This window comes from uncultured Pseudoflavonifractor sp. (assembly GCF_944387275.1).
In the GTDB taxonomy this organism is placed as follows: domain Bacteria; phylum Bacillota; class Clostridia; order Oscillospirales; family Oscillospiraceae; genus Pseudoflavonifractor; species Pseudoflavonifractor intestinihominis.
The window spans coordinates 16,166-40,537 of record NZ_CALXEG010000028.1 but is presented as its reverse complement, the minus strand read 5'-3'; the positions used below and the strand labels follow the sequence as shown (position 1 = coordinate 40,537).

Below are 24,372 nucleotides of genomic sequence, written 5' to 3'. Positions count from 1 at the left end.
TCGGCGAACTTGGCGGCGTGCTCGGCCTCCTCATAGGCGGCCTTCTCCCAGTACAGGCCGATCTCGGGATAGCCCTCGCGGTGAGCCACACGGGCCATGGCCAGGTACATACCGACCTCGGAGCACTCGCCCTGGAAGTTCTCACGCAGGCCCTGCAGGATGCTCTCGTCCACACCCTTGGCCACGCCGACCACGTGCTCGGCGGCCCAGCTCTTCTCGCCGGTCTGCTCCTTGAACTTCTCCTTGGGAGCCTTGCAGATGGGGCAGAACTCGGGAGCGGTCTCGCCCTCGTAGACATAACCACAGACGGTGCACACAAACTTCTTCATGTTGATTTCCTCCTAATTTTTTGATTTTTTGTTTTATTCAACTGATCTGGCTTTTCTCCCTGCATTCTGCGCAGGTGCCGTGGAAAACAAGGTCGTGGTGGTGAACCTGGAGTCCGTACGTCTCGCTGACCTGCCGGTCCAGCCCGGCGTCCACCGGAATCTGATGCAGATCGATCACAGCGCCGCAGCAGTCACAGATAAAGTGGTTGTGCGGGCGGACGTTTGCATCAAAGCGCTCCTGTCCGTTGACCACTGCCACACACTGTACCGTCCCCTGCTCCCGGAAAAAGTTCAGGTTCCGGTAGACCGTGCCCAGCGACAGATCCGGATGGGCGGGCTTGAGCCGCTGATAGATCCAGTCAGCCGAGGGGTGGATATCGGTGGAGCAGATGGCCTCCAGAATGGCCTCACGCTTTTTGCTGTACCGGATGGTGCGTTCCATACTCGCCTCCTTATCAGTAGTAATTCTTGTTTGCAGGATTATCATAGCATACTGGTCGGAGTTTGTAAAGGGTTTTTTTCGCTTTTTCGAAAATAATTTTTGGGAGATGCCCGGAATGAATTTTACGGTTCCTGCGCCTCCTCAGAGGCAGAAAGGGCGCTCTGAAACTCCTCATAGGTACAAAACACGTTCAGCGCCTCCAGCATGGCGTTGGCCGTCATGTGCTCTGGCAGATTCAGACGGCGCAGCAGGGCCTGGCGGCGCTGGGCGGAGTCCGGTCCGCCGGACAGCCCGGCGGCAAACAGGTCCGCCTTGGTGATGGGGCGGCGGGATATGTTCTCCCCCGACTCTTGATCCAGGAAGGTGACCCCCGCACGGCGCAGCGCCTCCTCCAGCACCTGGGGGCGCATGCCCTCCACCCCCAGCTTGCCCTCCTTCCCTGGCTGGCGCTTGCGGCGCTCCTTGCCGAAGAGGTCGGGGATATAGGCGTGCTTCACCTGCCCGGGCGGGATAGCCCCCTTGAGAAAGTTGCGGATCACAAAGCCCGCGCCGTCCGAGTCGGTGAGCACCACCAGTCCCCGCTCCCTGGCCAGACGGCGGAGCAGGGAGAGCCGCTCGCTGTCCTTGAAGATGCCGAAGCCCTTCGTCTCAATAATAATGGTATCCACCAGCTGGGAGAGGGTGTTCTTGTCGTAACGCCCCTCCACCACCACGGCTTCCTTGATTTTCAGCATAGTTGGTATCTCTCCTGTCCGGCGTTTTCAGCGCTTTCGGGACGAGGCCCCCGCCAGCTCCAGCAGAAACTGGGTGAGCAGCTCTTCCCCGTCGGCGCCGGTGGACTTCATGGCCAGGTCCATCTCCCCGCAGCGGATCACCGCCCGGCGGCACCAGGGCAGAGAGAACCGGCGGGCCGACTGCATCAGCTTCTCCGCCGGGTAGGCCGAGCGCATGCCCCACAGCTCCATCAGATAAGAGGTGCCCTTCCGGTTCTCAATGGCCAGCCGGGCGGAGTAGAGCTGCCGGAGCTGCCTCCCCAGAACGGCCAGGATCTTGATGGGGGCCTCCTGCATGTGGTACAGGTCCCCCAGGACGGCGGCAGCCCGCTCGAAGTTGCCGGCGGCGATGGCGTCGGTCATCTGGAACACCACCGCGTCCAGCTGGGGCGTGGCCACGGCGTCGATGTCCTGGCGGGTGATGCGGTGGTTCTTGGCATAGGAGCCGATCTTGCCGATCTCCGAGATGAGGCCGTTCATCAGGTCGCCGCAGAGGAAGATGAGGTACTTGGCCTCCTCGGAGCCGATGTCGTGGTCGGTGGCACGGAAGCGGCGGCGGACCCAGTCCACCAGGTCCCCCTGCTCCTGCCGGGCGAAGTTGACCACGCTGCCGTGCTCCTTCAGGGCGGCGGCCAGCTTGGTGCGGGCGTCCGCCTTGTACTCAATGAGGTCGTAGACAAAGACCAGGCACACATAGTCGGGCAGGTCTGCAAAGAGGGCGGTGAGGCCCTCCTTGTCCCCCTTGTAGAGGTCGTAGTCGCTGACCACAATCAGGGTGCGCTCACTCATCATGGGCAGGCAGTCCACCATCTGGGCCAGGCGCTTGATGTCAAACTCCTTGCCCGACATGGTGTGGAGGTTGAACTCCTCCATGCCCGCGGGCAGGAGCTTTTTCTTCATCTGCCCCAGGTAGAAGTCCCGCAGGTAGGCCTCCTCCCCGTAGAACACGTAGAGCCGGCCGATGGTGCCGTCGGCAATGTCCTTTTTCAGCTTCTGATAGGCGGCGCTGTCCGCCTTTTCCTTTTTTGCCATGGGTCATTCCCCCTTGTGGGTGGATTCAGTCCGCCGCCCGGACGGTAATGGTACCCTGGAGGTCGGTGCGCCAGACGGCGCAGCCCGCCTGCTCCAGCCGGTCCAGGGTGGAGTCGGCAGGGTGTCCGTAGGAATTGTAGCCCACGGAGATGACGGCGTACTCCGGCATCACCGCCGCCAGCAGCTCCTCCGAGGTGGAGGACTTGGAGCCGTGGTGTCCCGCCACCAGCAGCTCGATGTCGGGCAGATTCCCGTATTTGATGAGCCGCCGCTCCACGGCGGCGTTCATGTCTCCGGTGATGAGGGCGTCAAAGTCCCCCAGAGTGGCCAGCACGGAGAGCCCCTCCTCGTTGCCGCCGCCGGTGCCCAGGGGCGCGTAGAGGGTGAGGGACGCGCCGCCCAGCTCCACCGTTGCGTCCTCCTCGATGAAGACGACCTCGGTCCCCCTCTCCTCCGCCAGGGCCAGGATCTCCGCCCGGAGGGGGTTGTCCGGCTCCACGTCCGGCACCGCCAGGGCGGACACTGTCAGCCGCTCCATCAGCTCGGGCACGCCGCAGGCGTGGTCATCGTGGAAGTGGGTCAGCACCAGCAGGTCCAGAGTGCTCTTGCCCATGGTCTGCACGTAGTCGGCGGCAATGTCCCCCGGGTCGTCGGCGCCGCTGCCGCCGCAGTCCACCAGGGCCGTGTTCCCCTGGCTGGTCAGCAGTATGCTCTGCCCCTGGCCCACGTCCAGCACGGTGACGGTCAGGCCGCTGCCCCGCAGGGAGATCATATTGAACATGAGGGCCACCGCCAGGGTCACGGCGCAGCAGCACACCGGGGCAAGGGGCCGGGGCTTCTCCCTGCGGAACAGGATACAGGCCCCGATGACCCCGTAGACGAAGAGGAGCCAGAACAGGAGATACCGGCCCGCCTCCAGGCTGACCGAAGCAAAGGGCAGGCCGCTCAGGCCGTACACGATACGGTGGAAAACCCAGCTCACCGGCTCCGCCAGAGCGGCCAGCACCGTACCCGAAAGAGGCAGCACCCCGCCCAGGGCGGCGGCGGGCAGGCATAGGAGAAAGAGCACCGTCACGGCCCACAGCGTTAACAGGTTGGCCAGGGGCGAGGCCAGGGAGACAGTGCCGAAATAATAAACCGTGAGGGGCGTAGTGAAGGCGATGGCCCCGATGCTCATGGTGACGCAGCCCACCAGGAAGCGGACGGCGCTGTTGTACAGCCGCCGGGGGCGTGTTTTCCCCTTTTTCAGGGGGAAGCGGTGGAAAAACTTCTCGTTAAGCCGCCCTGTAATGGTGAGAATGCCCGCCACCGACAGGAAGGAGAGCTGAAGGCCCACATCCATGGCGGCGTTGGGGTTCTGGAGCAGGAGCAGCAGGAGGGCGAAGGACAGGGAGGTCACCGTGTCCCCCTCCCGGCTCAGGGCTGGGCCCAGCAGCAGGAGAATCTGCATCACACCGGCCCGCACCACCGAGGGCGCGAAGCCGGTGAGGGCCATAAAGGCCAGCACCAGCGGGATGGACACCATGGCCATCATCTTTCTCCGCCGCCTGCGCACCAGCATGGCGGGCAGCATCACCACCATGCTCATGTGCATGCCGGACACAGCCACCACATGGGCCAGGCCGCAGCGCTTGAGGGCGGTATAGAACCCGCCGGTGAGACCGGACTTGTCCCCGGTGGTCAGGGCCAGGGCGAGACCGCCGGTCTCGTCGGAAAACAGTTCGGCAATGTGCTCCCCCATGGCCCTGCGCCACAATGCGGGCCAGTATTGCAGGGGCACGGACTCCGCCGGTGTGACGGCCGGGAGCTCTCCGGCGTTGGCGGTGAGAAAAATCCCCTTGGAATAGTAGTAGCCGCTCTTCTCCCCGCCGATGGCGTCCGCCAGCCTCAGCCGGGCGGTACAGGTCAGGGTGTCGCCGGGCTTTATGTCCGGGACGGCCTCGTCTCCGGGGTAAAAATAGAGGATCACCCCCAGATCCGGCCCGTCCGGGTCCAGTAACCGCACCTCCACTGAGACGCTGGACGTCCCTGCTTCGGGCCAGTCCGCCGCCTGGGCGGTGACGGTCCCCTCCGTCCCCGCCAGCTGTTCCGCCAGGTACACCGTGCGCATGTCATAGCCCCAGCTCCACAACAGGCCCAGGGCCAGACCCGCGGCACACAGCACCAGACGCAGCCGCCTGTCCTCCCGCTGTCTGCGCCAGCGGAGCAGGCATACCGCCCAAATCAGGGCGCACACCACCGCCCCGGCCAGCCGGACCGGCCAGGGAAGCAGGTACACCGACAGGTATACGCCCGCCCCAAAGGGCAGCGCAAAGGAGGCCAGCTTACGCACGGGGAGAGGGGTCGTCTGTGCGTCCCAGAATATAGTCGGTGGTGGTCTGATACAGGTCTGCAAGTTTAATCACAGCCCAGGCAGGAATTTCCCGAATTCCTTTTTCATACCGCCAGTAGACGTTCCGGTTCAGGTTGAGATAAGCCGCTATCTCAATCTGGCTCTTGTCGTGGTCAACCCGCAGGTCCTCAATTCTCTGAAAGTGCATGGGATCACCTCAGAAAAATGCTACCAAACGGCAACATTCTTCCGCGCTAGTTTCACCCATACGGCTTCAATTTATTTCAATGAAAAAAGGCGGTCAAAGACCGCCTTTTTTGCCTTCCCCCGAGGGGGAAGGTGGCTGGCCGCAGGCCAGACGGATGAGGGGCCAACCCTAGATGCTGCTATCAGCCCGGAGGCCAGGTCATATCCCGACCGGCCAGCACATGGAAATGCAGATGGTGCACGCTCTGGCCGGCCTGCTCTTCCCCAGGCGGAAACCGCCTGGGGTGCCCCGTTTATTTTATCTGCTCGGGCGGAGTGAATCCGCCCGGCATCAAGGTTTTGGTCCTGCGGCCCAAAACGCTTGGCGCGGCTCGCAGGCCCTTAGCCCGGAGGCCAGGTCATATCCCGGCCCGCCAGCACGTGGAAGTGCAGATGGTGCACGCTCTGGCCGGCCTGCTCGCCGCAGTTGGACACCACGCGGAAATCGGTGATGCCCAGGTCCTTGGTCACCTTGGAGATGACCTCAAAGGCGTGGGCCACCACGCCGGAGTTCTCGGCGTTGATCTCGCCGCAGGAGCCGATGTGCTCCTTGGGAATCACGAGAAAATGGGTGGGCGCCTGGGGATCGATGTCGTAAAAGGCATAGACCTGGTCGTCCTCGTAGACCTTCTTGGACGGAATCTCGCCCGCCGCAATCTTACAGAACAGACAGTCGCTCATGGAACAGCCTCCTTCCGGGAAACATTTTCTTCAGTATACCACACCCTCGCCAAATTGTCATGCTTTTTTGCCTTTCTGACGGGCCAGTCCAAGCGCCGCCCGCAGCAAAGTCTCCGTCAGGCCGCCCAGCAGCGCCGCCAGCTCCGCCGGCTCCATATCACAGCCGTCCCGCACCCACCGGTGGATCAGGCCGCTGCCGCCCATGAACATGTACTGGAGGATGTACTTCCACTCCGGCCCCGCCACAGACATTTCCGCTCCCGCAGGCCAAATGTACCGGATGGTCTCCTCAAATACCCGACGCTGAAGCGGAGCGTTCATATCCATAAACTGGCCGTTGTAGATCAGCAAGGCGAACATCTCCCGCCGCTCCTTGATATAGGCCAGCATGGGCTCCGTCTGTACCCTGTCCGCCCCCATGTCCCGGACATAGTCCAGCAGGGCGTCCACCAGCTCGTTGCCCATCTCATAGTACAGCTGGACCACATCCTGATAATAGGCGTAAAAGGTGGAGCGGTTGAGCTCCGCCCGCTCGCACAGCTCCTTTACCGTGATCCGCTCCACCGGCTTCTCCTCCAGCAGCCCCAGCAGACTCTCCCGCAGCAGACGCTTGGTCAGACGGGTCCGCTGGTTCTCCTTCCGCTCCTCTTTCTCCATGGTGCTCCTCCTGTTTCCCGTCTTTTTTCACCGTTTATGATTTAATTCCAACACTTTTTCAACTTGTGTCTTGAACACGGCGTTTTTAAAAAATCTAATGATTGAAAAACAACACTGTGTTGAATACAATACATCATGAGCAATGGAAAAGCAATAGATTTTTGCTATTTTCATCCGTGTACGAGCAAAACGAAAGGAAGAGGAGTATGGACATGAGAGAAAAGAACACGGCATCACCCCGTCCGGCGGGAAAGCTGCCCGTCATCCTGGTCAGCGTGCTGCTGGTCGTCGCGCTGATCGTCAACGTGGTATGTATCCGGCTGTATCCCGCCATCAACGCCTTTATGGCGGCCAACCTGAACAGCCGCCTCACCGGCGGCAGCGTCACCGCCGAGCAGCTCACCCCCGACCAGGCCAAGGAGGCCAGCCTGCTGATGGCCCAGGAGCTGGAGTCCGAGGGTCTGGTGCTGCTGGAGAACAAGGACGGCGCGCTCCCCCTGGAGCAGGGCGCCAAGGTCAACCTGTTCGGCTACGCCACCGTCTCCCCCCTCTACGGCGGCACCGGCAGCGGCTCCAGCGACACGTCCTCCAACGTGGACCTGATCCAGGGCCTGACCAATGCCGGTTTCACCGTCAATGAGGAGCTGGCCGACTTCTACCGCAATTCCGGCGTCAGCCGTCCCGAGCAGGGCGGTTACACCGGCTCCAACTTCACCCCCGCCGAGGTGCCTGTGTCCCAGTACACCGACCAGGTGCTCCAGCAGGCCCGGGACTTCTCCGACGTGGCCGTGGTCATGCTCTCCCGCATCGGCGGCGAGGGCGGCGACCTGCCCGCCGATATGTACGCGGCCGGGTACAGCGACACCGACGACGGCCGCAGCTACCTCTCCCTCACCCAGGACGAGGAGGACCTGCTGGAGCTGGTCAAGTCCCAGGGCTATGAGACTGTGGTGGTGCTCATCAACTCCTCCCACGCCATGGAGCTGGGCTTTCTGGAGGACGAGGGCATCGACGCCGCCCTGTGGATCGGCGGCCCCGGCAGCACAGGCATGAACGCCGTGGGCGAGGCCCTGTCCGGCGTGGTGAACCCCTCCGGCCGCCTGACCGACACCTACGCCTACGACATCTCCTCCTCCCCCGCCTACTGGAACGCGGGCGACTTTACATACAGCAACCTGGAGCGCAACTATGTGGAGTACGCCGAGGGCATCTATGTGGGCTACCGGTTCTACGAGACCCGCTGGATCGACAACGAGACCGGCGTGTGCGACGAGGATGCCTACCAGGCTGCCGTCCAGTACCCCTTCGGCTACGGCCTGAGCTACACCACCTTTACCCAGGAAATTGAGGACTACTCCGACGCCGACGGCTCCATCTCCATGACCGTGAAGGTGACCAACACCGGCAGCGTCCCCGGCAAGGACGTGGTCCAGGTCTACTACACCGCCCCCTACACCGTGGGCGGCATTGAGAAGGCCCACGTGGTGCTGGCCGGCTTCAACAAGACCGAGCTGCTCCAGCCCGGCGACAGCCAGTCGGTCACCATCACCTTTGCCGCCGAGGACATGGCCTCCTACGACTACCAGACCAACGGCTGCTATGTGCTGGAGTCCGGCACCTATCAGATCAAGCTAATGAACAACGCCCACGACGTCATCGACCAGCGGGAGTACACTGTGACCTCCACCATTGTCTATGACGAGAGCAACCCCCGCTCCACCGATGTGACCGCCGCTGTCAACCGCTTTGACGACGTGACCAACGGCCAGATCACCCAGTATGTCTCCCGGGCCGACTGGGAGGGCACCCTGCCCACCGCCCGCACCGACGGCAAAGCCGCCTCCGACGAGGTGGTGGAGGCCTTCACCAACGCGCCGGTGTACGAGAATGACCCGGACGACCAGCCCATCACCTTCGCCAACCACGGCCTCACCCTGGAGGACCTGTCCGGCAAGGACTACGACGACCCCATGTGGGAGCAGCTCCTGGAGCAGCTGAGTGTGGAGGACATGACCAACATGATCTCCAACGGCGGCTGGTCCACCCCCGAGGTCACCAGCGTGGGCAAGCCCGCCACCAACGACCTGGACGGCCCTGCCGGCATCAACAGCCTGGTGAGCAACCTGCGGGGCGTGTCCTTCCCCAGCCAGGTGGTCATCGGCTCCACCTGGAACCAGGCCCTGGTGGAGGAGTTCGGACGCACCTTCGGCGCGGAGGCCGTGGCCAACCACGTGGTGGGCCTCTACGCCCCCGGCGCCAACATCCACCGCACGCCCCTCTCCGGCCGCAACTTTGAGTACTACTCCGAGGACAGCCTTCTCTCCGGCAAGCTGGCCGCCGCCACCATCCGGGGCGCCGCCAGCCAGGGCGTGTACTGCTACGTCAAGCACTTCGCCCTCAACGACCAGGAGAGCAACCGCCTCTCCCTCTCTGTGTGGGCCAACGAACAGGCCATGCGTGAAATCTACCTCCGGGCCTTTGAGATCGCCGTCAAAGAGGGCGGCGCCACCGCGGTCATGAGCAGCTACAGCTACCTGGGCGCCACCTGGGCCGGGACCAACCCCGCCCTGCTCACCGGCGTGCTCCGGGAGGAGTGGGGCTTCCAGGGCATGGTGGTCACTGACTCCGCCATGGGCAACACCTCCTGGATGGACGTAAACCTGGCCATCCGGGCCGGCGGCGACATGATGCTCTGCCTCATGGGCGTCACCCTGGACAGCTCCGGCAACACCGCCCAGCAGGCCATGCGCACCGCCTGCCACAACATCCTCTACACCCAGGCCAACAGCGCCGCCGTGTCCGCCGCCGCCGACACCTCCCCCTACTGGCTGGTGCTCCTGGTGGTGCTGGACACCGCCGTCCTCTCCGCCGCCCTCTTCGTGTTCCTCAACCGCAGCAAGTGGAAGAACAGTGTGAAGGTTCCCGCCAGAATCGGCATTGTGGTGGTCATCGCCCTGGTGCTGGCCCTCATTTTCTGGGCCGCCTTCTTCCGCACCGGCGGCGTGGCCGCGGCCGACGGCGACCAGCAGTCCCCCGCCCCCACCGCCTCCGAGACCATCCAGCCCACCGAGTCCTCTGCGCCCAGTGCCGATGCCTACCTGACCCTCACCGGCACCGGCGACGGCTGGCTGGTCTGCAACGTGGTCCTCATGGGCGACAACACCTTCACCGTCGCCTTCGACTACAACGCCGAGAATGCAGGCATTCAGACCGACTCCGGCACCTGGGTCCTCAACGACGACGGCTCCATCTCCCTTACCGGCGACTCCCGCAGTTTTACCGCCACCACCTCCGACGGCTCCACCTACACCATGGACGTGGAGAACGTGGAGACCGGCGTCATCTGCACCGTCTCCGGCTCCGTCCAGGGCGGCGGCAGCTCCGCCCCCAGCGACGGCTCCTATCTCACCCTCACCGGCACCGGCGACGGCTGGCTGGTATGCAACGTGGTCCTCATGGGCGACAACACCTTCACCGTCGCCTTCGACTACAACGCCGAGAATGCAGGCATTCAGACCGACTCCGGCACCTGGGTCCTCAACGACGACGGCTCCATCTCCCTTACCGGCGACTCCCGCTCCTTCACTGCCACCACGTCTGACGGCTCTAACTACACCATGGATGTGGAGAACCTCCAGACCGGCATCACCTGCACTGTCTCCGGCACTGCAAATACCTGATTCCCCCCGACCGCCTGCCTTTCCGGCAGGCGGTCGGGCGGTATCTAAGGCCTGAATTTTCTTCCGTGTCTGTTCCGAATTGCAATTTACGCACATAAACGTACCGATTACGTCAAAGGTACCCCATTCTCAATTCTTTCTGCTATACTATGTGCAAAGGCCGTGTTCGAGCACAGAACACCGGCGGCAGGGGACATAATGTTCCAGAAAAGGAGTGTAAGGGATTGAAATACGCGGACTTAATCAAGAAGATGACCCTTGAAGAGAAGTGCAGCCTGCTGAGCGGCGAGGGCAACTTCACTACCAAGAGCGTAAAGCGGCTGAACATCCCGGGGATGTTTCTGTCGGACGGCCCTCACGGGCTGCGGAAGCAGGCAGGCGCTGCGGATCACCTGGGCCTGAACGCCTCGCTGCCCGCCACCTGCTGCCCCACGGCGGCCACCATGGCCAACTCCTGGGACCCGGAGCTTGGCGAGGAGCTGGGCAAAATGCTGGGCGAAGAGGCCAAGGCCCAGGGCGTCAGCGTGCTGCTGGGCCCCGGCCTGAACATGAAGCGCTCCCCCCTGTGCGGGCGCAACTTTGAGTATTTCTCCGAGGACCCCTATCTGGCAGGCAAGATGGCGGCCGCCTACATCCGCGGTATCCAGAGCCAGGGCGTGTCGGCCTGCCCCAAGCACTTCGCCGCCAACAGCCAGGAGACCCTGCGCATGCACTCGGACAGCGTGGTGGACCAGCGGACCTTCCGTGAGATCTACCTGACCGGGTTTGAGATCGCGGTGAAGGAGGGCCACCCCAAGTCCATCATGTCGGCCTACAACCGCATCAACGGCAAGTACGCCAACGAGGACAAGGAGCTGCTGCGGGACATCCTGGTGGACCAGTGGGGCTTTGACGGCTTCGTGGTCACCGACTGGGGCGGCAGCAACGACCGGGCCGAGGGCCTCCGCTGCGGCAACGCCCTGGAGATGCCCGCCACCGGCGGCAACAGCGACCGGGAACTGGTGGCCGCGGTCAAGGCCGGCACCCTCTCCGAGGACGTGATCGACCAGCGGCTGGACGAGTACCTGAGCGTGCTCTTCGCCACCGTCATCCCCGCCGACGCCCCCAAGGAGTTCGACGTGGAGGCGCATCACGCCACCGCCCGCAGGGCCGCCGAGAGCACCATCGTGCTGCTCAAGAACGAGGACGGCATCCTGCCCCTGAAGGCGGGCACCTCCGTGGCCGTCATCGGCGACTTCGCCCAGACTCCCCGCTACCAGGGCGCCGGCTCCAGCATGGTCAACCCCACCAAGCTGGACTGTGCCCTCTCCGTCATCAAGTCGGGCAGCGGCCTGAAGCTGGTGGGCTTTGAGCCCGGCTTCATCCGCCACGGCGGGGCCGATGAGGCCAAGAAGAACGCCGCCGTGGAGCTGGCCAAGAACGCCGATGTGGTGCTGCTGTACATGGGCCTGGACGAGATCAGCGAGTCCGAGGGCCTGGACCGGAAGCACATGAAGATCCACCAGAACCAGGTCGATGTGCTGGAGGCCGTGGCCAAGGTCAACTCCAACGTGGTGGTAGTCCTCTCCGGCGGCTCCCCCATCGAGACCCCCTGGCTGGACAGCTGCAAGGCCGTGGTCCACGGCTATCTGGGCGGCCAGGCCGGCGCCGGCGCCGTGGTGGACGTGCTCACCGGCAAGGTCAACCCCTCCGGCAAGCTGGCCGAGACCTGGGCCATGCGGTACGAGGACACCCCCGCCTACCGCCACTTCCCCGGCACTGAGGCCACCTCCGAGTACCGTGAGGGCATGTACATCGGCTACCGCTACTACCAGACCGCCCAGGTGCCCGTCCGCTTCCCCTTCGGCTTTGGCCTGAGCTACACTACCTTCGCCTATGCCGACCTGCGGGCCACCGACAAGTCCGTCACCTTCACCGTCACCAACACCGGCAGCGTGGCCGGCGCGGAGATCGCCCAGGTGTACGTCTCCCGCAAGGGCGGCGTGGTGTTCCGCCCCGAGCAGGAGCTCAAGGGCTTTGTGAAGGTGTTCCTCAACCCCGGCGAGTGCAAGACCGTCACCGTGGAGCTGGACGACAAGGCTTTCCGGTACTTCAACGTGAAGACCGGCAAGTTCGAGGTGGAGAGCGGCGACTACGAGCTCCGTGTGGGCGCCTCCTGCGCCGATATCCGTCTCACCGCCACCGTGGCGGTGAAGGGCACCGACGCCCCCGCCCCCTACGATCTCAGCAAGCTGCCCAGCTACTGCTCCGGCAAGGTGAGCGACGTGGGCGACGCCGAGTTCGAGTACCTGCTGGGCCGTCCCATCCCCCCCGCCAAGTGGGACCGTTCCGTCCCCCTGGGCATGAACGACACCTTCTCCCAGCTGTTCTACGCCAAGAGCTGGATCGGACGGCTGGTCTACTCCATCCTCACGCATATGAAGAACAAGGCCGACGCCAAGGGCACCCCCGACCTGAACATCCTCTTCATCTACAACATGCCCTTCCGCGGCGTGGCCAAGATGATGGGCGGCGCCTTTGATATGGACATGTCTGCCGCTCTGGTGGAGATCTTCAACGGCCACTTCTTCAAGGGCCTGGGACACCTCATCTCCGCGAACTTCCGGATGAACAAGGCAAAGAAAGAGACCGCCCAGGCTCTGGCCCAGGCGGGCAATGCGAAAGGAGAAAACTGATATGACCGACAATAAAAGCAAGACCGGCCTGGCCGGCTGGTGGAACAGCTTCGCCGAGAAGCACCCCAAGGCTTCCAAGTGGATCCGGGAGGGCGGACTGTTCGTCATCGTCAGCAACCTGGTGACCGTGCTCAAGTACTTCATCCTCCAGTTCCTGCCCCTGGCCTTCCAGAGCCTGTCCAACGTGGACTTCGGCTGGCCCGGCATCCCGGTGACCCTCTTCGGCGAGACCTTCCAGTGGAACATCTTCGGCTACGACACCGCCCACGGCGGCCTGGGCTACTTCTGCGCCTACATGATCGCCATGGCCATCGGCGAGATCATCAACTTCCCCATCCAGCGCAACTTCGTCTTCCGCAGCAAGGGGAACCTGGCCTGGCAGATCGCCTGGTATGTGGTGGCCTTCATCATCATCAACTGCATCGTCAACTCCATCAACTGCGTGTGGGTGGCGGTGGCCGGCATGTTCGTGCCTGACTTTATCTACAACATCGGTACCGTGGTCCTCAACGGCGGTATCTCCATGGTTATTTTCTTCTTTGTCAACAAGGTCATCTTCCCTGAGGCCAAGCAGGCCTGAGAAGATTGCGGGGAGGTCAACGGTTATGGTCACCATAAAGGACATTGCCAAGCGGGCGGGCGTCTCCCGCGGCACCGTGGACCGGGTGCTCAATAACCGGCCCGGCGTCAATCCGGAGACGGAGGCCAAGGTGCGGGCCCTCATCGAGGAGATGGGCTACCGCCCCAACATGGCCGGCCAGATTCTGGCCGTCAAGAAGCGCCGGCTCCATCTGGCCTTTCTCATCTTCCACGGGCCCGAGTTCGTCTTTCACCTGGACATCCTCCACGCCGCCCGGGACAAGGCCGCTGAGCTGCGGGAGTTCGGCGTGACGGTGGACTTCTACCTGGTCCGCCAGCTGGACACCCCCTATCTGGAGCGGCTGTTCCGGGAGGTGGAGGACAACCAGCCCGACGGCATCGCCGCGCTGCCCCTGCGCACCGCCGCTTTCATGTCCTTTATCCAGCGGATGAACGCCAAGGGCGTCCCCACCGTGTTCTTTAATCTGGACGAGGACTTTGCCCCCCACCTGGCCTATGTGGGCTGCGACTATGTCCAGTCCGGCCGGGTGGCCGCCGGCCTGGTGTCCCTGTGCACCGAGGGCCGGGGGCAGGTGGGCATCGCCGCGGCGGACGGCCCCAACTCCCCCAGCTTTGCCGGGCGGATGGGCGGCTTCTCCCAGGAGCTCTCCGCCAACCATCCGGGGCTGTCCATGGTGGACGGCGGCATGCCCGCCCTGTTCCACAACGGAGATTTCACCGAGGTGGTGGATCTGGTGGAGCAAAATCCCGACATGAAGGCCATCTATATCGTCAACATGGGGGACTACGGCGTGTGCCAGGAGATCCACCGGGCCGCACGGGGCCGCAATCTGGCGGTCATCACCCACGATCTGGCTCCTGCCCAGCAGGAGCTGCTGAAAAACGGCCTTATCTCCGCCACCATCGTCCAGCAGCCCGACATCCAGGGCTCCCTCCCCCTCCAGCTGCTCTATGAGTACCTGGCCTTCGGCACCCTCCCCGCCAAGAGCAAGTTCTTCACCGATCTGCACATCTGCATCAGCCAGAACGTGTAAACGCAAAAAACAGCGCCGGATTTTCATCCGGCGCTGTTTTTTTGCGCTATTTATGTTGCGATTCCGGCGGTTTTCCCGCCAGCCGCTTTCCGCCCGGCTTTCCCCGCCGCAGCCGCAGCAGGGCGAACACATTGCTCTCCCGGCAGGCGTCCCGGAAGCGCTGCCCCGTCGCCAGGAAGCACAGCCCCGGCACGCTGGACACCAGCACAGTGCCCAGAACACAGCCAATCAGGGACAGCAGCCACACCGCCAGCTGGGCGGGTATACTCAGCGCGCCCCCCAGCAGCCCTCTGATGGCCGCGATGGCCATGGGGTGGGCCAGGTACACGCCGAAGGAGCAGGCCGACAGCAGTACCACCACCCGGCCGCTCCTCCTGCCCCGGAACAGGTCCTTGAACAGCAGGAACAGGGAGGCGGAAAGGGCCATGGTGCAGACGCCCCGGTAGGTGGCGAACTGCTCGCCGTAGGTGCCGGTGGCCAGGAAGACGATCCAGGTGCCCAGGGCGATCACCGCCCAGCTACCCAGGGCAACCGCCAGCAGAATCCGGCGCTCAGGCGGCTTCTCCAGCCGCTCCAGCCAGGCTCCCAGCAGGAAATACCCCAGATATCCCTCCAGCACGCTCACGTTCAATGTGGCGTTCTCCCGCAGCAGGGCGTACCAGGGGTCGGGCAGAAATCCGCTGAGCTGGTTGATTGCCAGGGTGACCACCACCCACAGCCCCAGCAGGTACCGCCAGTGCCGCTCCTCCAGATGGTCGGTCATCCGCTTGAGCAGGGGCGAGAGCAGGTACATGGGGATGAGGGCGTAGAGGAACCAGTAGGGCGTGAGGACGGAGATGGCGGGCAGGTTTACAAACTTCAGCAGCGCCGCCTCCCCGCCCTGGGTCAGCCAGACCCCAACCACCACCAGCAGCGACCAGCACAGCCCGGGCACAGCCACCCGGGGCAGTCGGCGGCGGAGCAGGTAGGCCGGGTCGTCGGTCTTGTCCGAGCCCAGCAGCAGTGCGCCGGAGAGCATGAAGAACAGGGGCACCGCCGCCACCGCCAGCGCGGAGAGCAGGTTGGACAGGTGCCACAGGGCCATGTGCTCCGACTGGCGCAGCCCGTCCGCGGCGGTGTGGAGGTAGACCACGGCGGCCATGGAGGCCACCCGGAGCAGGTCGAAGTCCAGCCGCCGGACGCGTTTCGCTTTGCTCAAGGGGCGTTCAGCCTCCTTCCCCCCAATGGGGTCAGCCCTTCAGGCCGTTCTCCTGCCGCTCCATGTTCTCCACCACGATGTCGTGGATGTCGCCCTTGGAAGCGCAGTATTCCAGCACCTTCCAGGGCGTGTTGGTGTGGAAGTGGATCTTGATCAGGTCCTCGTCGCCAAAGGCCAGCAGGCAGTCGCCCTCGATGTTCTGGGCGATGTAATCGTGGATCTCGTCCTCGGAGAGGTTCTCTCCTGCGATGAGAAGCTGGGTGTCAAACTTGTACTCCAACATACAAATTCCTCCTTATTCTCCCGACACCTGCCGCCGCAACAGGGACAGGGGCGGCACGGCCCGGGGCAGCTTCATGATCAGCTTCATCTGGGGCTTTCTGGCCTCGGTGAGGGGCAGCCCGTCGCCGTCGGTCATGGCGGACACGGTGAACCGCTCCGGGCGCACGTCCGGCCCCACCAGCTCCAGCTCGTCCCCCACGGCGAACTTGTTGCGCAGGGACAGGACCGCAGTGCCGTCGCTCTGGCAGGACTCCACCAGCGCGCACACCTGCCAGTCCCGGATGTACCGGGAGTCCTCGGTGAACTGGCCGGGCTGGCCGTAGAAGAAGCCGGTGGAGTAGTGCCGGTGGCTGATGTGCTCCACCTCATCCCGCCACACCGGGTCCAGGGGCTCCCCCGCCAGGGCGGCGTCCACCGCGTGACGGTAGGCCCCGGTCACAATGGCGGCGTAGTAGGCGCTCTTGGCCCGGCCCTCGATCTTGAAGCTGTCCACCCCCGCCTCCACCAGCTCGGGGATGTGGTCGATCATGCACATGTCCCGGGAGTTCATGATGTAGGTGCCCTTCTCGTCCTCATAGACTGGGAAGTACTCCCCGGGCCGCTTCTCCTCCATCAGGGCGTACTTGTACCGGCAGGGCTGGGCGCACGCGCCCCGGTTGGAGTCCCGGCCCGTCATGTAGTTGGACAGCAGGCAGCGCCCGGAATAGGACACGCACATGGCCCCGTGGACAAAGCACTCGATCTCCAGCTCTTTGGGGGTCTTGGCCCGGATCTCCCGGATCTCATCCAGGGTCAGCTCCCGGGCCAGGATGACCCGGCTGGCCCCCAGGTCGTACCAGGTGGAGGCGGACTGGTAGTTGACGATGCTGGCCTGGGTGGAGATATGGGCCCGGACATGGGGCGCGTAGCGCTTCACCAGGGCCAGGGTGCCCACGTCGGCCACGATGACGGCGTCCACGCCGGTCTGATCCAGGTACTCCAGCCACTCGGGCAGCCTGGCCACCTCGTCGTTGCGGGGCATGGTGTTGCAGGTGATATGCACGGCCACGCCGTGGGCCTTGCACAGGCCCACGGCGTCCTTCAGCTCCTCGGGGGTGAAATTGCCCGCAAAGGAGCGCATGCCGAACATGGTTCCCGCCAGATAGACGGCGTCCGCCCCATAGGCCACCGCCATCTTCAGCCGCTCCATGTCCCCGGCGGGGCAGAGCAGCTCCGGTCTCTTTTTATCCATTCTGATACAGCTCCTGCGTCGCCTTGAAGTTCTCCTGCTGCTGGTAGGTCTTGAAGAAGTGGTGCTCGCCGTCGTCGCCCAGGGCGTAGAAGTAGTAGCCGTTGCCCGAGGGGTTCATGGCGGCCCGCAGGGAGGCCTGGCCGGGGCTGGCGATGGGCCCGGCAGGCAGGCCGGTATATTTGTAGGTGTTGTACGGGCTGTCGATGGCCAGATCCTCCGCCGTCAGCTTTTCCTTCCGCTCGGGCAGGATATACTGGATGGTGGCGTCGATGTTCAGGTAGCCCGCCGTCTCCGAGGTGGGGTTGTAGAGGCGGTTGTAGATGACGTCGGCGATGTCGGTCTGGTCGTTGCCGGTGGTCTCCTTCTCGATCATGGAGGCGATGATCACAATGTCGTGGACGGTCTGGCCGTTGGCCGCCGCCTTCTCCCGCATCTCGTCGGTAAAGACCTCGTCAAAGCGGAGTATCATCTTGTTCAGCGCCTGCACCGGGTCCATATTCTGATAGAAGATATAGGTATCCGGGAACAGGTAGCCCTCCAGCCGGGTGGGGTCCCCCAGAGGCAGCACGCCCTTGAGGAAGGAGAAGTTGAAGTCGTGGTTGGCGGCGGCGTCGTTGAGCTCCTCCACTGTGGCCACGCCGTTCTCCTCCAGGATGGCAAAGATCTGGGCCTCTGTGGAGCCCTCGGGGATGACCACCGTCACCTCCGTCCGGGCCGAGGACTTGGCGCTCAGGTTGCGGATGATGGCGCTGTAGTCCATGCTGGTGCTGAGGGTATAGGTGCCCGGCGTCATCTTCTCCTTGCCGCCGGTGAACCCGCAGAAGAGCTGGAACAGCCACTTGTACTCAATGATGCCGTTTTGCTTGAGCTGGTCGGCCACATAGCCCACGTCGGCTTTTGAGACGGTGACCGTCTCTCCCTCCTGGTTGGTCTCCTCGGTGTAGGTAAAGATATCGTCGGGCAGGGTGATGGTGGCGGTGACCTCGGCCTTGTTCAGGGCCAGCACATCCCCAGCCCAGATCCAGCCCAGGCCCGCCAGCAGGGCCGAAACGCCGATGACCAGCACCACATAGAGCAGCGCGCCCAGGGCGCCCAGCCGGCGGCGACGGCGGCGGCGGGGCTGCTGGCCGCTCTCTCTCCGCGGCGCGGCGCTGCCGCTCTCCTGATGGGTCTGGCGGCGGGGCACCTCACGCTTTCCTTCGTAGTGAGACATTGCTTCAACTCCTATCCATTGCAAAAGAAAAAATCAAATGTCCTCCTGTCACCACAGATCAGAGGCAGACATAGTATGGGTCGTGAAGGGAACGGCGGCCCGGGCCCCCGGTTCCTCAGAATAATGTGAGGTGAATATCTACATGTGCTGTGGTAACAACGGTATGGGCGGCGGCAGCTGCCTCTGGATCATCCTGATCATCATCCTTCTGTGCTGCTGCTGCGGCGGCAGCTCCTGCGGCTGCAATTGCGGCTGTGGCAACAACTGCGGCAACAACTGCGGCTGCAACGACGGCTGCGGCTGCTGCTGAGCCGTCTCCTCCCGCCGGACGGCGGTATGGGCGGGCCCTCCGGGGCCCGCTTTTCCCGTCTCACACCGGGACAGGCTCTCCGTCGGTCACCACCAGGTCCACCGGATGGTCGTGGGGCTCCCGGGGGACCGCCTCCTGCAGCACTGCTCGGCGGCACAGGCCCACCGTGACCCCGGTATAGCCGGCCAGGTAACGGTCATAGTATCCCCCGCCCTGGCCCAGCCGATAACCCCGCCCATCAAAACACAGCCCGGGCACCAGGATCAGGCCGATCTTCTCCCGCTCCACCAGCGGGCAGTCCTCCCCCGGCTCCAGCATGCCGTACCGGTGCCGGATCAGGACGCTCTCCCCGGTCACTCGCCGGGCCTCCATGGCCCGGCCGGGCAGGCAGCGGGGCAGCAGGACCTCCTTCCCCCGGTCCAGCAAAGCAGGGATCAGCCGGGCCGTGTCCGGCTCGGTGCCCATGCCGTAAAACAGCAGGACCCTGTCCGCCGTCTCCAATGGGGGCAACGCCAGAAAGCGGCGGAATAGTATTCCGTCGCTCTCCTCCCGCTCCTCCGGGGACATGGCGGACAGCCGGGCGCGCACCGCCCGGCGCAGGGCCGTTTTCTGCTCAGTGATGGAAGTGGACGGCATTGCGCACCCGCTCCATGGCCTCCCGGCCGCAGGTGACCTCCACCAGGCGCAGACCGAACTCAAAGGAGGAGCCGGCAGCCTCGCCGGTGATGATGCGACCGTCGGTCACCACCTGGCTACCCTTCTGCACCACGGCGGAGCCCATCTCGTCCTCCATGCCGGGGTAGCACACCGCCTTCCGGCGGTCCAGGCAGCCCGCCCGGGCCAGAACGGTGGGCGCGGCGCAGATGGCGCACAGCCAGCAGCCCCGGTCATAGGCCTTCTGGATCAGAGCCAGGGCAAACAGGTTCTTCTGGATGGACTCCACGCCGCCCAGGCCGCCGGGCAGCACCAGCATCTCCATATCCTCGGGGTCGTGGGCCTCGTCCATGGTGACGTCCGCCTTCACGGTGACGCCGTGGCTGCTGGTGATCTCCAGGCCGTCCAGTCCCACCAGCGTCACCTTGGCGCCGGCCCGGCGGAGCAGGTCCAGGGGGACCAGCGCCTCAGACTCTTCAAAGCCATTGCCCAGCAGAATATAAATCATGTTCATTTCCTCCTGTTTTTTCCGGAGCTCAGCCGCCCCGGTGAATTTTCCATTGTTCTTGGGGTCAGAGCAGATTCTGCGCGGTTATGATATCCCAGATCTCCCGGTGGATGTCCTCAATGGACCGGACGGCGCCGCTGCCGTCCACGCAGGAGACCCTCTGCCAGCCCAGCAGCCTGGCGGCGGCATGGGCGGTGCGGCGGCACTTGGCCAGATACTCCGTGTCCACCTCGTGGATATCCCCCTTGGTGTGGGTGGCCTTCTCCCGGGAGCGGAGCATCTCCACCGCCTTGTCGGTGGGCATATCCAGGTAGATCACCAGGTCGGGCAGGGGCAGCCCCAGCTTGCCGCACTCAAAGTCGAAGAGCCAGCGGATGAAGCCCTCCCACTCCGCTTCGGGCAGCTTGCAGGTCTGGTGCACCGCGTTGGAGGTGGTATACCGGTCGGACAGGACCAGCCCGCCCGCCTGATAATAGCCGCCCCAGTCCTTTTTCCATGTGGCGTACCGGTCCACCGCGTAAAAGGTGGACGCCGCGTAGGGGTTCACGTCGTCGGGGTGGGTGCCGAACTCCCCGTTCAGATACATCCGCAGCAGGGCGGACGAGGGCTCCTGATACTGGGGAAAGATGAGCCGCCGGAACGCCGTGCCGCCCGCCTCCAGCCGCTCACACAGCTTGGCGAACTGGGTGGACTTGCCCGACCCGTCGGTCCCCTCAAGTACGATCAACCTGCCGGACATCTGCCGCGCCCTCACTTTCCGCGCAGCCGGGCGCCGGCGGCGTCCACCAGCACCAGGGGCAGCTTGGCCATGCGGCCGATGCGCTGAGGCTCCTTGAGCAGCCGGTAGAGCCACTCCATGCCCATCTTCTGCCACTTCTCCGGGGCCCGCTCCACCGCGCCGGCGAACACGTCCAGCGCGCCGCCCAGGCCCACCATGAGCCGGGCGCCGGTGGACGGGCCGTACTCCGCCATCCACAGCTCCTGCTTGGGGGCCCCCAGACAGACGAACACCACGTCGGCGTGGGCGTCCTGAATGGCCCGGATCACCGGCCTGGGGTCCTGGAAATAGCCGTCATGGGTGCCGCACACCATCAGTCCGGGGTACTGCTTCTGCAGATTGGCGGCGGCGGTCTCGGCGATGCCGGGCTTGGCCCCCAGCAGGAACAGCCGCTCCCCGGACCGGGCCATCCGCCCCAGCAGCCCGGCGGCAAAGTCGATGCCGGGCACTCTGCCCTTCAGGGGCCGGCCCAGGATGGACGCCGCCTTTACCACACCGATGCCGTCGGCCAGCACCAGGTCCGCCCCGTTGAGCACGGCGCGGAATTTCTCATTCTTCTTGGCCTGCTGCAGGAACTCCGGGTTGGGTGTCACCGCGTAGGAGAACTTCTCCCCGGCGGCCAGCCCGGCGCCCCGCTCGATGGCCTCGTCCAGCGTCAGGTTGTCAAACCCGACGCCCAGTACATCAATTCTCAATGCAATGCCTCCACACGAGATAGATTCCGTTAGATAATATCACATACGGCTGAAAAAGTCCATGAAAAAGCCGTGAACAACCCGCCGCTTTCCAAAAATTAAGGATTGACAATTTCTCCGGCGCCTCGCCGGAGTGAATGACCCCGCAGCCGGAAGGCCTTTCCCCCATAGGCCCCCCCTCCGCCGGTGAAGAAAACGCCCCCTGCCGCCTCCGTGCACAAAAAATCTCCCCATCCATGAGATGGGGAGATTTTCCATCTGTGATTGTACGCTAGCAGGAGAAATCCGTCTGATCCAGCACCTGGCCCCGCTCCGCCACAATGAACTGGTGGTCCCACTGCCCGGAGACCAGCTTTTCCAGCAGCAGATTGCTGCCGCCCACATAGGTGAGGGGGCATCTCACCAGAGCCGCCTGACGCCTGGCCTTCTCCACATAGTCCACCGAGCGGCAGGGATAGGCCCCGGTGTCGATGATATCCACGCTCTCGTAGTTGGCAAACCACATGTTGAAGATCTCCGTGCCGTCTGTCTCGCCGTAGTCCTCTCTCAGGCGTTGGTACATGTTCTCGATGGACAGCCGACTGTCCAGGGTGTCTGTCAGGTAGAAGTGCCCACACTCCTTTAGGTCCGAGTGCCAGGTCTGATCCCTGTGGAGCAGCAGCGTGATGCAGTCGTCCACCTTGGGGATCACCGTCCGCCGGGGAAAGGCCCGGCCCGACACCGAGCCGCCGCACAGGCCCATGGCCAGCAGCACCGTGTCCACCTGTTCGGGCATCCCCGCTATGGCCTCAAATACCGCCTCGTTCATCTTCTCCGGCCGGGCGTGGAGGCTGCTGTCCAGCAGGCGCACCTCATACTGGGTGCCCATCTTTGCCTGCGCCGCCTCCACATGCAGCCGCAGGGAGTCGCACGCCAAAATGATCTTCTCCATTCATCCGCCTCCCGCTACCGCTCCTGTCCGCAGAGGACGGCAGTCTGCCCTTCCGCGCCTGCTTCTGACCGGTCACACCGTCAGCAGGCCGGTGACCACGCAGAGATTGTACACCATGGCGGCGGCCTCCTCCCGGGTGGTGAGGGCGGTGGGGTCGATGTCACGCAGATCGTCCCAGAGGATGGAGAGCCGCTGGCCCATGATATTCCTTTGGCTGCCGTCCAGCAGCCACACCGACTCCACGGACCAGTCCGCCCAGGCCCAGTAGTCCCCCAGGGCGGCGGAGTGCTCGGTCTGAGACGCCCCATAGAAGTTCATGGAGAGGTACTCCGCCAGCCGGCCCATGATGGTCAGGAACTGCTGGTGGTCCATGGGGTCCTCGGGGTGGAAGAGGCCGTCGCCGTACCCGCTGACGAGCCCCATGGCGGTGAGCGCGTTGAGAGAGGGGGCATACCAGGCGTCGGCAGGGATGTCGGCAAAGCCGGTGTCCCCCGCTCTGCCGTCGTGGAGGGCCTGGGCCAGCAGGGCGCAGAACTCCGCCCGGGTCAGGGTGCCCTGGGGCCGGAAGGTCCCGTCGCCCGGGCCGGAGACGATCTCATAGGTGGCCAGGGTGTTGATGGCGGCGGCGTAGGGAGAGCCCTCCAGATCGGTAAAGGCTCTGGGCGCATAGTCCGTCAGGCCGTACTGCTCCGCCAGTTCGCCGGCAGTGGTCCTCTTCCAGCCGTCGGCGCCTCCGGTGCCCAGCCAGAGGGGCGTCTGGGCGGGGAGGGCCTCCAGCAGCGCGGCAAAGGCCGGCCTGCCTGTCTCGGAGACCGCCGCGTCCAGGTCCACATACCACCGCCACTTCATATCCACCCGCAGCAGGCCGGAGGTATCCCCGGTGGGAGCGGGGGCAGAGAGGAGATAGGCCACGTCGGCGGTATAGGCGTCGTCCACCAGCAGGTCGGGGATGACCCCCACCCGGTCGGTGGTGGTGCCGTTGGGGGAGAAGTAGCGGTAGGCCGTCACCTTCAGCGCATCTCCCTCTGTGAAGCTGCCGGGGTACACGGTCTCGTCCAGCAGGATCTGGGCCACGCCCTTGCCGTAGGTCCGGCTGCCGATGACGATCCCCCGGTTCTCGTCCCGCACGACAGAGGCGAAGATCTCAGAGGCGCTGGCGGTGCCGCCGTCCACCAGCACGATCACCGGGTCCATGGTCAGTTTGTCCTCTTCCCGGGACTCCACGGCGTAGCTGCCCGCCTTGTCCCGCAGGTAGACCAGGTTCCCCTGGCCCACAAACTCGCCCGCCGCCTGGGTGGCCGCGCTGACGCTGCCGCCGCCGTTGCTCCGCAGGTCCACGATCCAGAGGTCCGCGGCAGTGTCGTTGGCCCGGATGCCCTCGGCAAAGTGGCCCTCCGTCTCTTCGCCGAAGGTGGTACAGCGGATGTAACCGATGTGGCCGTCCGTCAGCGTGGTGGTGGTGGCGGGGATCACCAGCTCCTCACGGGTGAGGACATAGTCCCTGCTCTCCCCGCCCCGGAGCACGGTGAGGGTCACCTGGGTGCCCGGCTCGCCCCGCAGCCGCTCCGCCGCAGCCTCGGCGCTCTGGCCGATGACCGTGACGCCGTCCAGCGCGGTGATGATGTCCCCCGGCCGGAGGCCCGCTCGCTGGGCAGGCATGCCCTCCGTCACCGCCTCCACCACCAGGCCCCGGTCCGTCATGGTGCTGGTCACGCCCACGCCGCCGGTCCGGGTGTCGGACATGGAGGCCAGAAACTCGGCGTACTCCCGGCCGTCAAAATACTGGGTATAGGGGTCCCCCAGGGCGGAGAGCATGCGCTCCACCGTGGGCTGGGAGAGTACTTCCTGGGAGACGCTGTCGATGTAATATTTCTGGAGCAGTTCGCCGGCCTGGGCGGTATCCAGAGCAAGCGCCGGAGCGGCCAGCAGCATCAGGGACAGCAGGGCGGACAGGGCGCGGCGCAGCAGTTTCTTTTTCGCTTTCATGGGCAGAACTCCCTTACTGATATCGGATCGGGCCGTGGGCCTCAGCGGCGCAAAGCCCGTATTGCTTTACATAATGTAATCATTTTACTACAAAGCGCGGGCAGG

Annotated in this window: 23 protein-coding genes and 1 pseudogene; 5 read left to right on the top strand and 19 right to left on the bottom strand. The window is 64.3% G+C overall.

Annotation, left to right across the window (positions count from 1 at the left end; genetic code table 11):
- The 9 genes and pseudogenes from Q0K23_RS08385 to Q0K23_RS08345 form a co-directional block, all read right to left on the bottom strand.
- Positions 1-329: rubredoxin-like domain-containing protein (locus tag Q0K23_RS08385; protein WP_294520622.1), on the bottom strand; the 329-nt coding region annotated here is incomplete at its 3' end.
- Between the two features lie 37 nt (positions 330-366).
- Positions 367-771 (bottom strand): Fur family transcriptional regulator, encoded by a 405-nt coding sequence (locus Q0K23_RS08380; RefSeq protein ID WP_294520619.1) that lies wholly within the window; start codon positions 769-771, stop codon positions 367-369.
- A gap of 122 nt (positions 772-893) precedes the next feature.
- Entirely contained in the window at positions 894-1,505 is a 612-nt protein-coding gene (locus Q0K23_RS08375) for a toprim domain-containing protein (protein WP_294520616.1), read from the bottom strand.
- Between the two features lie 27 nt (positions 1,506-1,532).
- On the bottom strand, positions 1,533-2,576 hold the full coding sequence (holA, locus tag Q0K23_RS08370; RefSeq protein ID WP_294520613.1) for a DNA polymerase III subunit delta: 1,044 nt from the start codon (positions 2,574-2,576) through the stop codon (positions 1,533-1,535).
- A gap of 25 nt (positions 2,577-2,601) precedes the next feature.
- On the bottom strand, positions 2,602-4,908 hold the full coding sequence (locus Q0K23_RS08365; RefSeq protein ID WP_294520610.1) for a DNA internalization-related competence protein ComEC/Rec2: 2,307 nt from the start codon (positions 4,906-4,908) through the stop codon (positions 2,602-2,604).
- Positions 4,901-5,116: a helix-turn-helix domain-containing protein gene (locus Q0K23_RS08360; protein WP_148316972.1), complete on the bottom strand. Its 216-nt coding sequence runs from the start codon at positions 5,114-5,116 to the stop codon at positions 4,901-4,903. The genes Q0K23_RS08365 and Q0K23_RS08360 overlap by 8 nt, the downstream gene beginning before the upstream one ends.
- Positions 5,117-5,297: 181 nt before the next feature.
- A pseudogene (locus Q0K23_RS08355) lies at positions 5,298-5,375 on the bottom strand (HIT domain-containing protein); the annotation flags it as partial.
- Between the two features lie 121 nt (positions 5,376-5,496).
- Positions 5,497-5,835 (bottom strand): histidine triad nucleotide-binding protein, encoded by a 339-nt coding sequence (locus Q0K23_RS08350; protein ID WP_294520605.1) that lies wholly within the window; start codon positions 5,833-5,835, stop codon positions 5,497-5,499.
- Positions 5,836-5,892: 57 nt separating this feature from the next.
- Positions 5,893-6,492, bottom strand: a complete 600-nt coding sequence (locus Q0K23_RS08345; RefSeq protein ID WP_294520601.1) for a TetR/AcrR family transcriptional regulator — start codon at positions 6,490-6,492, stop codon at positions 5,893-5,895.
- Positions 6,493-6,704: 212 nt separating this feature from the next.
- Here Q0K23_RS08345 and Q0K23_RS08340 point away from each other — a divergent pair, with 212 nt between their 5' ends.
- The 4 genes from Q0K23_RS08340 to Q0K23_RS08325 all read left to right on the top strand — a co-directional run bounded on the left by Q0K23_RS08340 (position 6,705) and on the right by Q0K23_RS08325 (position 14,481).
- Positions 6,705-10,172 (top strand): glycoside hydrolase family 3 protein, encoded by a 3,468-nt coding sequence (locus Q0K23_RS08340; RefSeq protein ID WP_294520598.1) that lies wholly within the window; start codon positions 6,705-6,707, stop codon positions 10,170-10,172.
- Positions 10,173-10,396: 224 nt separating this feature from the next.
- A complete protein-coding gene (locus Q0K23_RS08335) occupies positions 10,397-12,847 on the top strand; it encodes a glycoside hydrolase family 3 C-terminal domain-containing protein (protein WP_294520595.1) in 2,451 nt (816 codons plus the stop codon).
- A gap of 1 nt (position 12,848) precedes the next feature.
- Entirely contained in the window at positions 12,849-13,427 is a 579-nt protein-coding gene (locus tag Q0K23_RS08330; protein WP_294520592.1) for a hypothetical protein, read from the top strand.
- A gap of 25 nt (positions 13,428-13,452) precedes the next feature.
- On the top strand, positions 13,453-14,481 hold the full coding sequence (locus tag Q0K23_RS08325) for a LacI family DNA-binding transcriptional regulator (protein WP_294520589.1): 1,029 nt from the start codon (positions 13,453-13,455) through the stop codon (positions 14,479-14,481).
- Between the two features lie 46 nt (positions 14,482-14,527).
- Here the strand turns inward: Q0K23_RS08325 and Q0K23_RS08320 are convergent, their stop codons facing one another.
- Genes Q0K23_RS08320 through mltG form a run of 4 tightly spaced genes read right to left on the bottom strand, consistent with a single transcriptional unit; the run spans position 14,528 to position 18,405 of the window.
- On the bottom strand, positions 14,528-15,679 hold the full coding sequence (locus Q0K23_RS08320; RefSeq protein ID WP_294520586.1) for an acyltransferase: 1,152 nt from the start codon (positions 15,677-15,679) through the stop codon (positions 14,528-14,530).
- Between the two features lie 31 nt (positions 15,680-15,710).
- Positions 15,711-15,962, bottom strand: a complete 252-nt coding sequence (locus Q0K23_RS08315) for a kinase to dihydroxyacetone kinase (protein ID WP_294520584.1) — start codon at positions 15,960-15,962, stop codon at positions 15,711-15,713.
- Between the two features lie 12 nt (positions 15,963-15,974).
- Positions 15,975-17,192 (bottom strand): U32 family peptidase, encoded by a 1,218-nt coding sequence (locus Q0K23_RS08310; RefSeq protein ID WP_294520581.1) that lies wholly within the window; start codon positions 17,190-17,192, stop codon positions 15,975-15,977.
- Positions 17,185-18,405: an endolytic transglycosylase MltG gene (gene mltG / locus Q0K23_RS08305; protein ID WP_294520579.1), complete on the bottom strand. Its 1,221-nt coding sequence runs from the start codon at positions 18,403-18,405 to the stop codon at positions 17,185-17,187. Before mltG ends, Q0K23_RS08310 begins: the two co-directional genes overlap by 8 nt.
- A gap of 142 nt (positions 18,406-18,547) precedes the next feature.
- Between mltG and Q0K23_RS08300 the strand changes: the two genes are divergently transcribed.
- Entirely contained in the window at positions 18,548-18,715 is a 168-nt protein-coding gene (locus Q0K23_RS08300; RefSeq protein ID WP_294520576.1) for a hypothetical protein, read from the top strand.
- A 60-nt stretch (positions 18,716-18,775) separates the two neighbouring features.
- Here Q0K23_RS08300 and Q0K23_RS08295 read toward each other — a convergent pair whose 3' ends face one another.
- The 6 genes from Q0K23_RS08295 to Q0K23_RS08270 all read right to left on the bottom strand — a co-directional run bounded on the left by Q0K23_RS08295 (position 18,776) and on the right by Q0K23_RS08270 (position 24,267).
- Positions 18,776-19,351, bottom strand: a complete 576-nt coding sequence (locus Q0K23_RS08295) for a 5-formyltetrahydrofolate cyclo-ligase (RefSeq protein WP_294520573.1) — start codon at positions 19,349-19,351, stop codon at positions 18,776-18,778.
- Complete coding sequence (locus Q0K23_RS08290) at positions 19,329-19,877, bottom strand: DJ-1 family glyoxalase III (protein WP_294520570.1); 549 nt, start codon at positions 19,875-19,877, stop codon at positions 19,329-19,331. The genes Q0K23_RS08295 and Q0K23_RS08290 overlap by 23 nt, the downstream gene beginning before the upstream one ends.
- A gap of 64 nt (positions 19,878-19,941) precedes the next feature.
- The gene (locus Q0K23_RS08285) at positions 19,942-20,616 is read right to left on the bottom strand and encodes a thymidylate kinase (protein WP_294520567.1); all 675 of its coding nucleotides are present in this window, start codon (positions 20,614-20,616) and stop codon (positions 19,942-19,944) included.
- Positions 20,617-20,627: 11 nt separating this feature from the next.
- The gene (locus Q0K23_RS08280) at positions 20,628-21,350 is read right to left on the bottom strand and encodes a WecB/TagA/CpsF family glycosyltransferase (protein WP_294520564.1); all 723 of its coding nucleotides are present in this window, start codon (positions 21,348-21,350) and stop codon (positions 20,628-20,630) included.
- A 271-nt stretch (positions 21,351-21,621) separates the two neighbouring features.
- Entirely contained in the window at positions 21,622-22,281 is a 660-nt protein-coding gene (locus Q0K23_RS08275) for a DUF1638 domain-containing protein (protein ID WP_294520561.1), read from the bottom strand.
- Positions 22,282-22,353: 72 nt separating this feature from the next.
- The gene (locus Q0K23_RS08270; RefSeq protein ID WP_294520558.1) at positions 22,354-24,267 is read right to left on the bottom strand and encodes a S41 family peptidase; all 1,914 of its coding nucleotides are present in this window, start codon (positions 24,265-24,267) and stop codon (positions 22,354-22,356) included.
- Between the last annotated feature and the right edge of the window lie 105 nt (positions 24,268-24,372).

Excerpts from the sequence above, each read along its gene's own strand:
- Q0K23_RS08380 (WP_294520619.1), bottom strand. The coding sequence starts at position 771 with ATGGAACGCACCATCCGGTACAGCAAAAAGCGTGAGGCCATTCTGGAG.
- Q0K23_RS08325 (WP_294520589.1), top strand. The coding sequence starts at position 13,453 with ATGGTCACCATAAAGGACATTGCCAAGCGGGCGGGCGTCTCCCGCGGC.
- mltG (WP_294520579.1), bottom strand. The coding sequence starts at position 18,405 with ATGTCTCACTACGAAGGAAAGCGTGAGGTGCCCCGCCGCCAGACCCAT.
- Q0K23_RS08300 (WP_294520576.1), top strand. The coding sequence starts at position 18,548 with ATGTGCTGTGGTAACAACGGTATGGGCGGCGGCAGCTGCCTCTGGATC.
- Q0K23_RS08350 (WP_294520605.1), bottom strand. The coding sequence starts at position 5,835 with ATGAGCGACTGTCTGTTCTGTAAGATTGCGGCGGGCGAGATTCCGTCC.
- Q0K23_RS08345 (WP_294520601.1), bottom strand. The coding sequence starts at position 6,492 with ATGGAGAAAGAGGAGCGGAAGGAGAACCAGCGGACCCGTCTGACCAAG.
- Q0K23_RS08310 (WP_294520581.1), bottom strand. The coding sequence starts at position 17,192 with ATGGATAAAAAGAGACCGGAGCTGCTCTGCCCCGCCGGGGACATGGAG.
- Q0K23_RS08285 (WP_294520567.1), bottom strand. The coding sequence starts at position 20,616 with ATGTCCGGCAGGTTGATCGTACTTGAGGGGACCGACGGGTCGGGCAAG.
- Q0K23_RS08275 (WP_294520561.1), bottom strand. The coding sequence starts at position 22,281 with ATGGAGAAGATCATTTTGGCGTGCGACTCCCTGCGGCTGCATGTGGAG.
- Q0K23_RS08330 (WP_294520592.1), top strand. The coding sequence starts at position 12,849 with ATGACCGACAATAAAAGCAAGACCGGCCTGGCCGGCTGGTGGAACAGC.
- Q0K23_RS08270 (WP_294520558.1), bottom strand. The coding sequence starts at position 24,267 with ATGAAAGCGAAAAAGAAACTGCTGCGCCGCGCCCTGTCCGCCCTGCTG.
- Q0K23_RS08315 (WP_294520584.1), bottom strand. The coding sequence starts at position 15,962 with ATGTTGGAGTACAAGTTTGACACCCAGCTTCTCATCGCAGGAGAGAAC.
- Q0K23_RS08295 (WP_294520573.1), bottom strand. The coding sequence starts at position 19,351 with ATGCCGTCCACTTCCATCACTGAGCAGAAAACGGCCCTGCGCCGGGCG.
- holA (WP_294520613.1), bottom strand. The coding sequence starts at position 2,576 with ATGGCAAAAAAGGAAAAGGCGGACAGCGCCGCCTATCAGAAGCTGAAA.
- Q0K23_RS08290 (WP_294520570.1), bottom strand. The coding sequence starts at position 19,877 with ATGATTTATATTCTGCTGGGCAATGGCTTTGAAGAGTCTGAGGCGCTG.
- Q0K23_RS08360 (WP_148316972.1), bottom strand. The coding sequence starts at position 5,116 with ATGCACTTTCAGAGAATTGAGGACCTGCGGGTTGACCACGACAAGAGC.
- Q0K23_RS08375 (WP_294520616.1), bottom strand. The coding sequence starts at position 1,505 with ATGCTGAAAATCAAGGAAGCCGTGGTGGTGGAGGGGCGTTACGACAAG.
- Q0K23_RS08340 (WP_294520598.1), top strand. The coding sequence starts at position 6,705 with ATGAGAGAAAAGAACACGGCATCACCCCGTCCGGCGGGAAAGCTGCCC.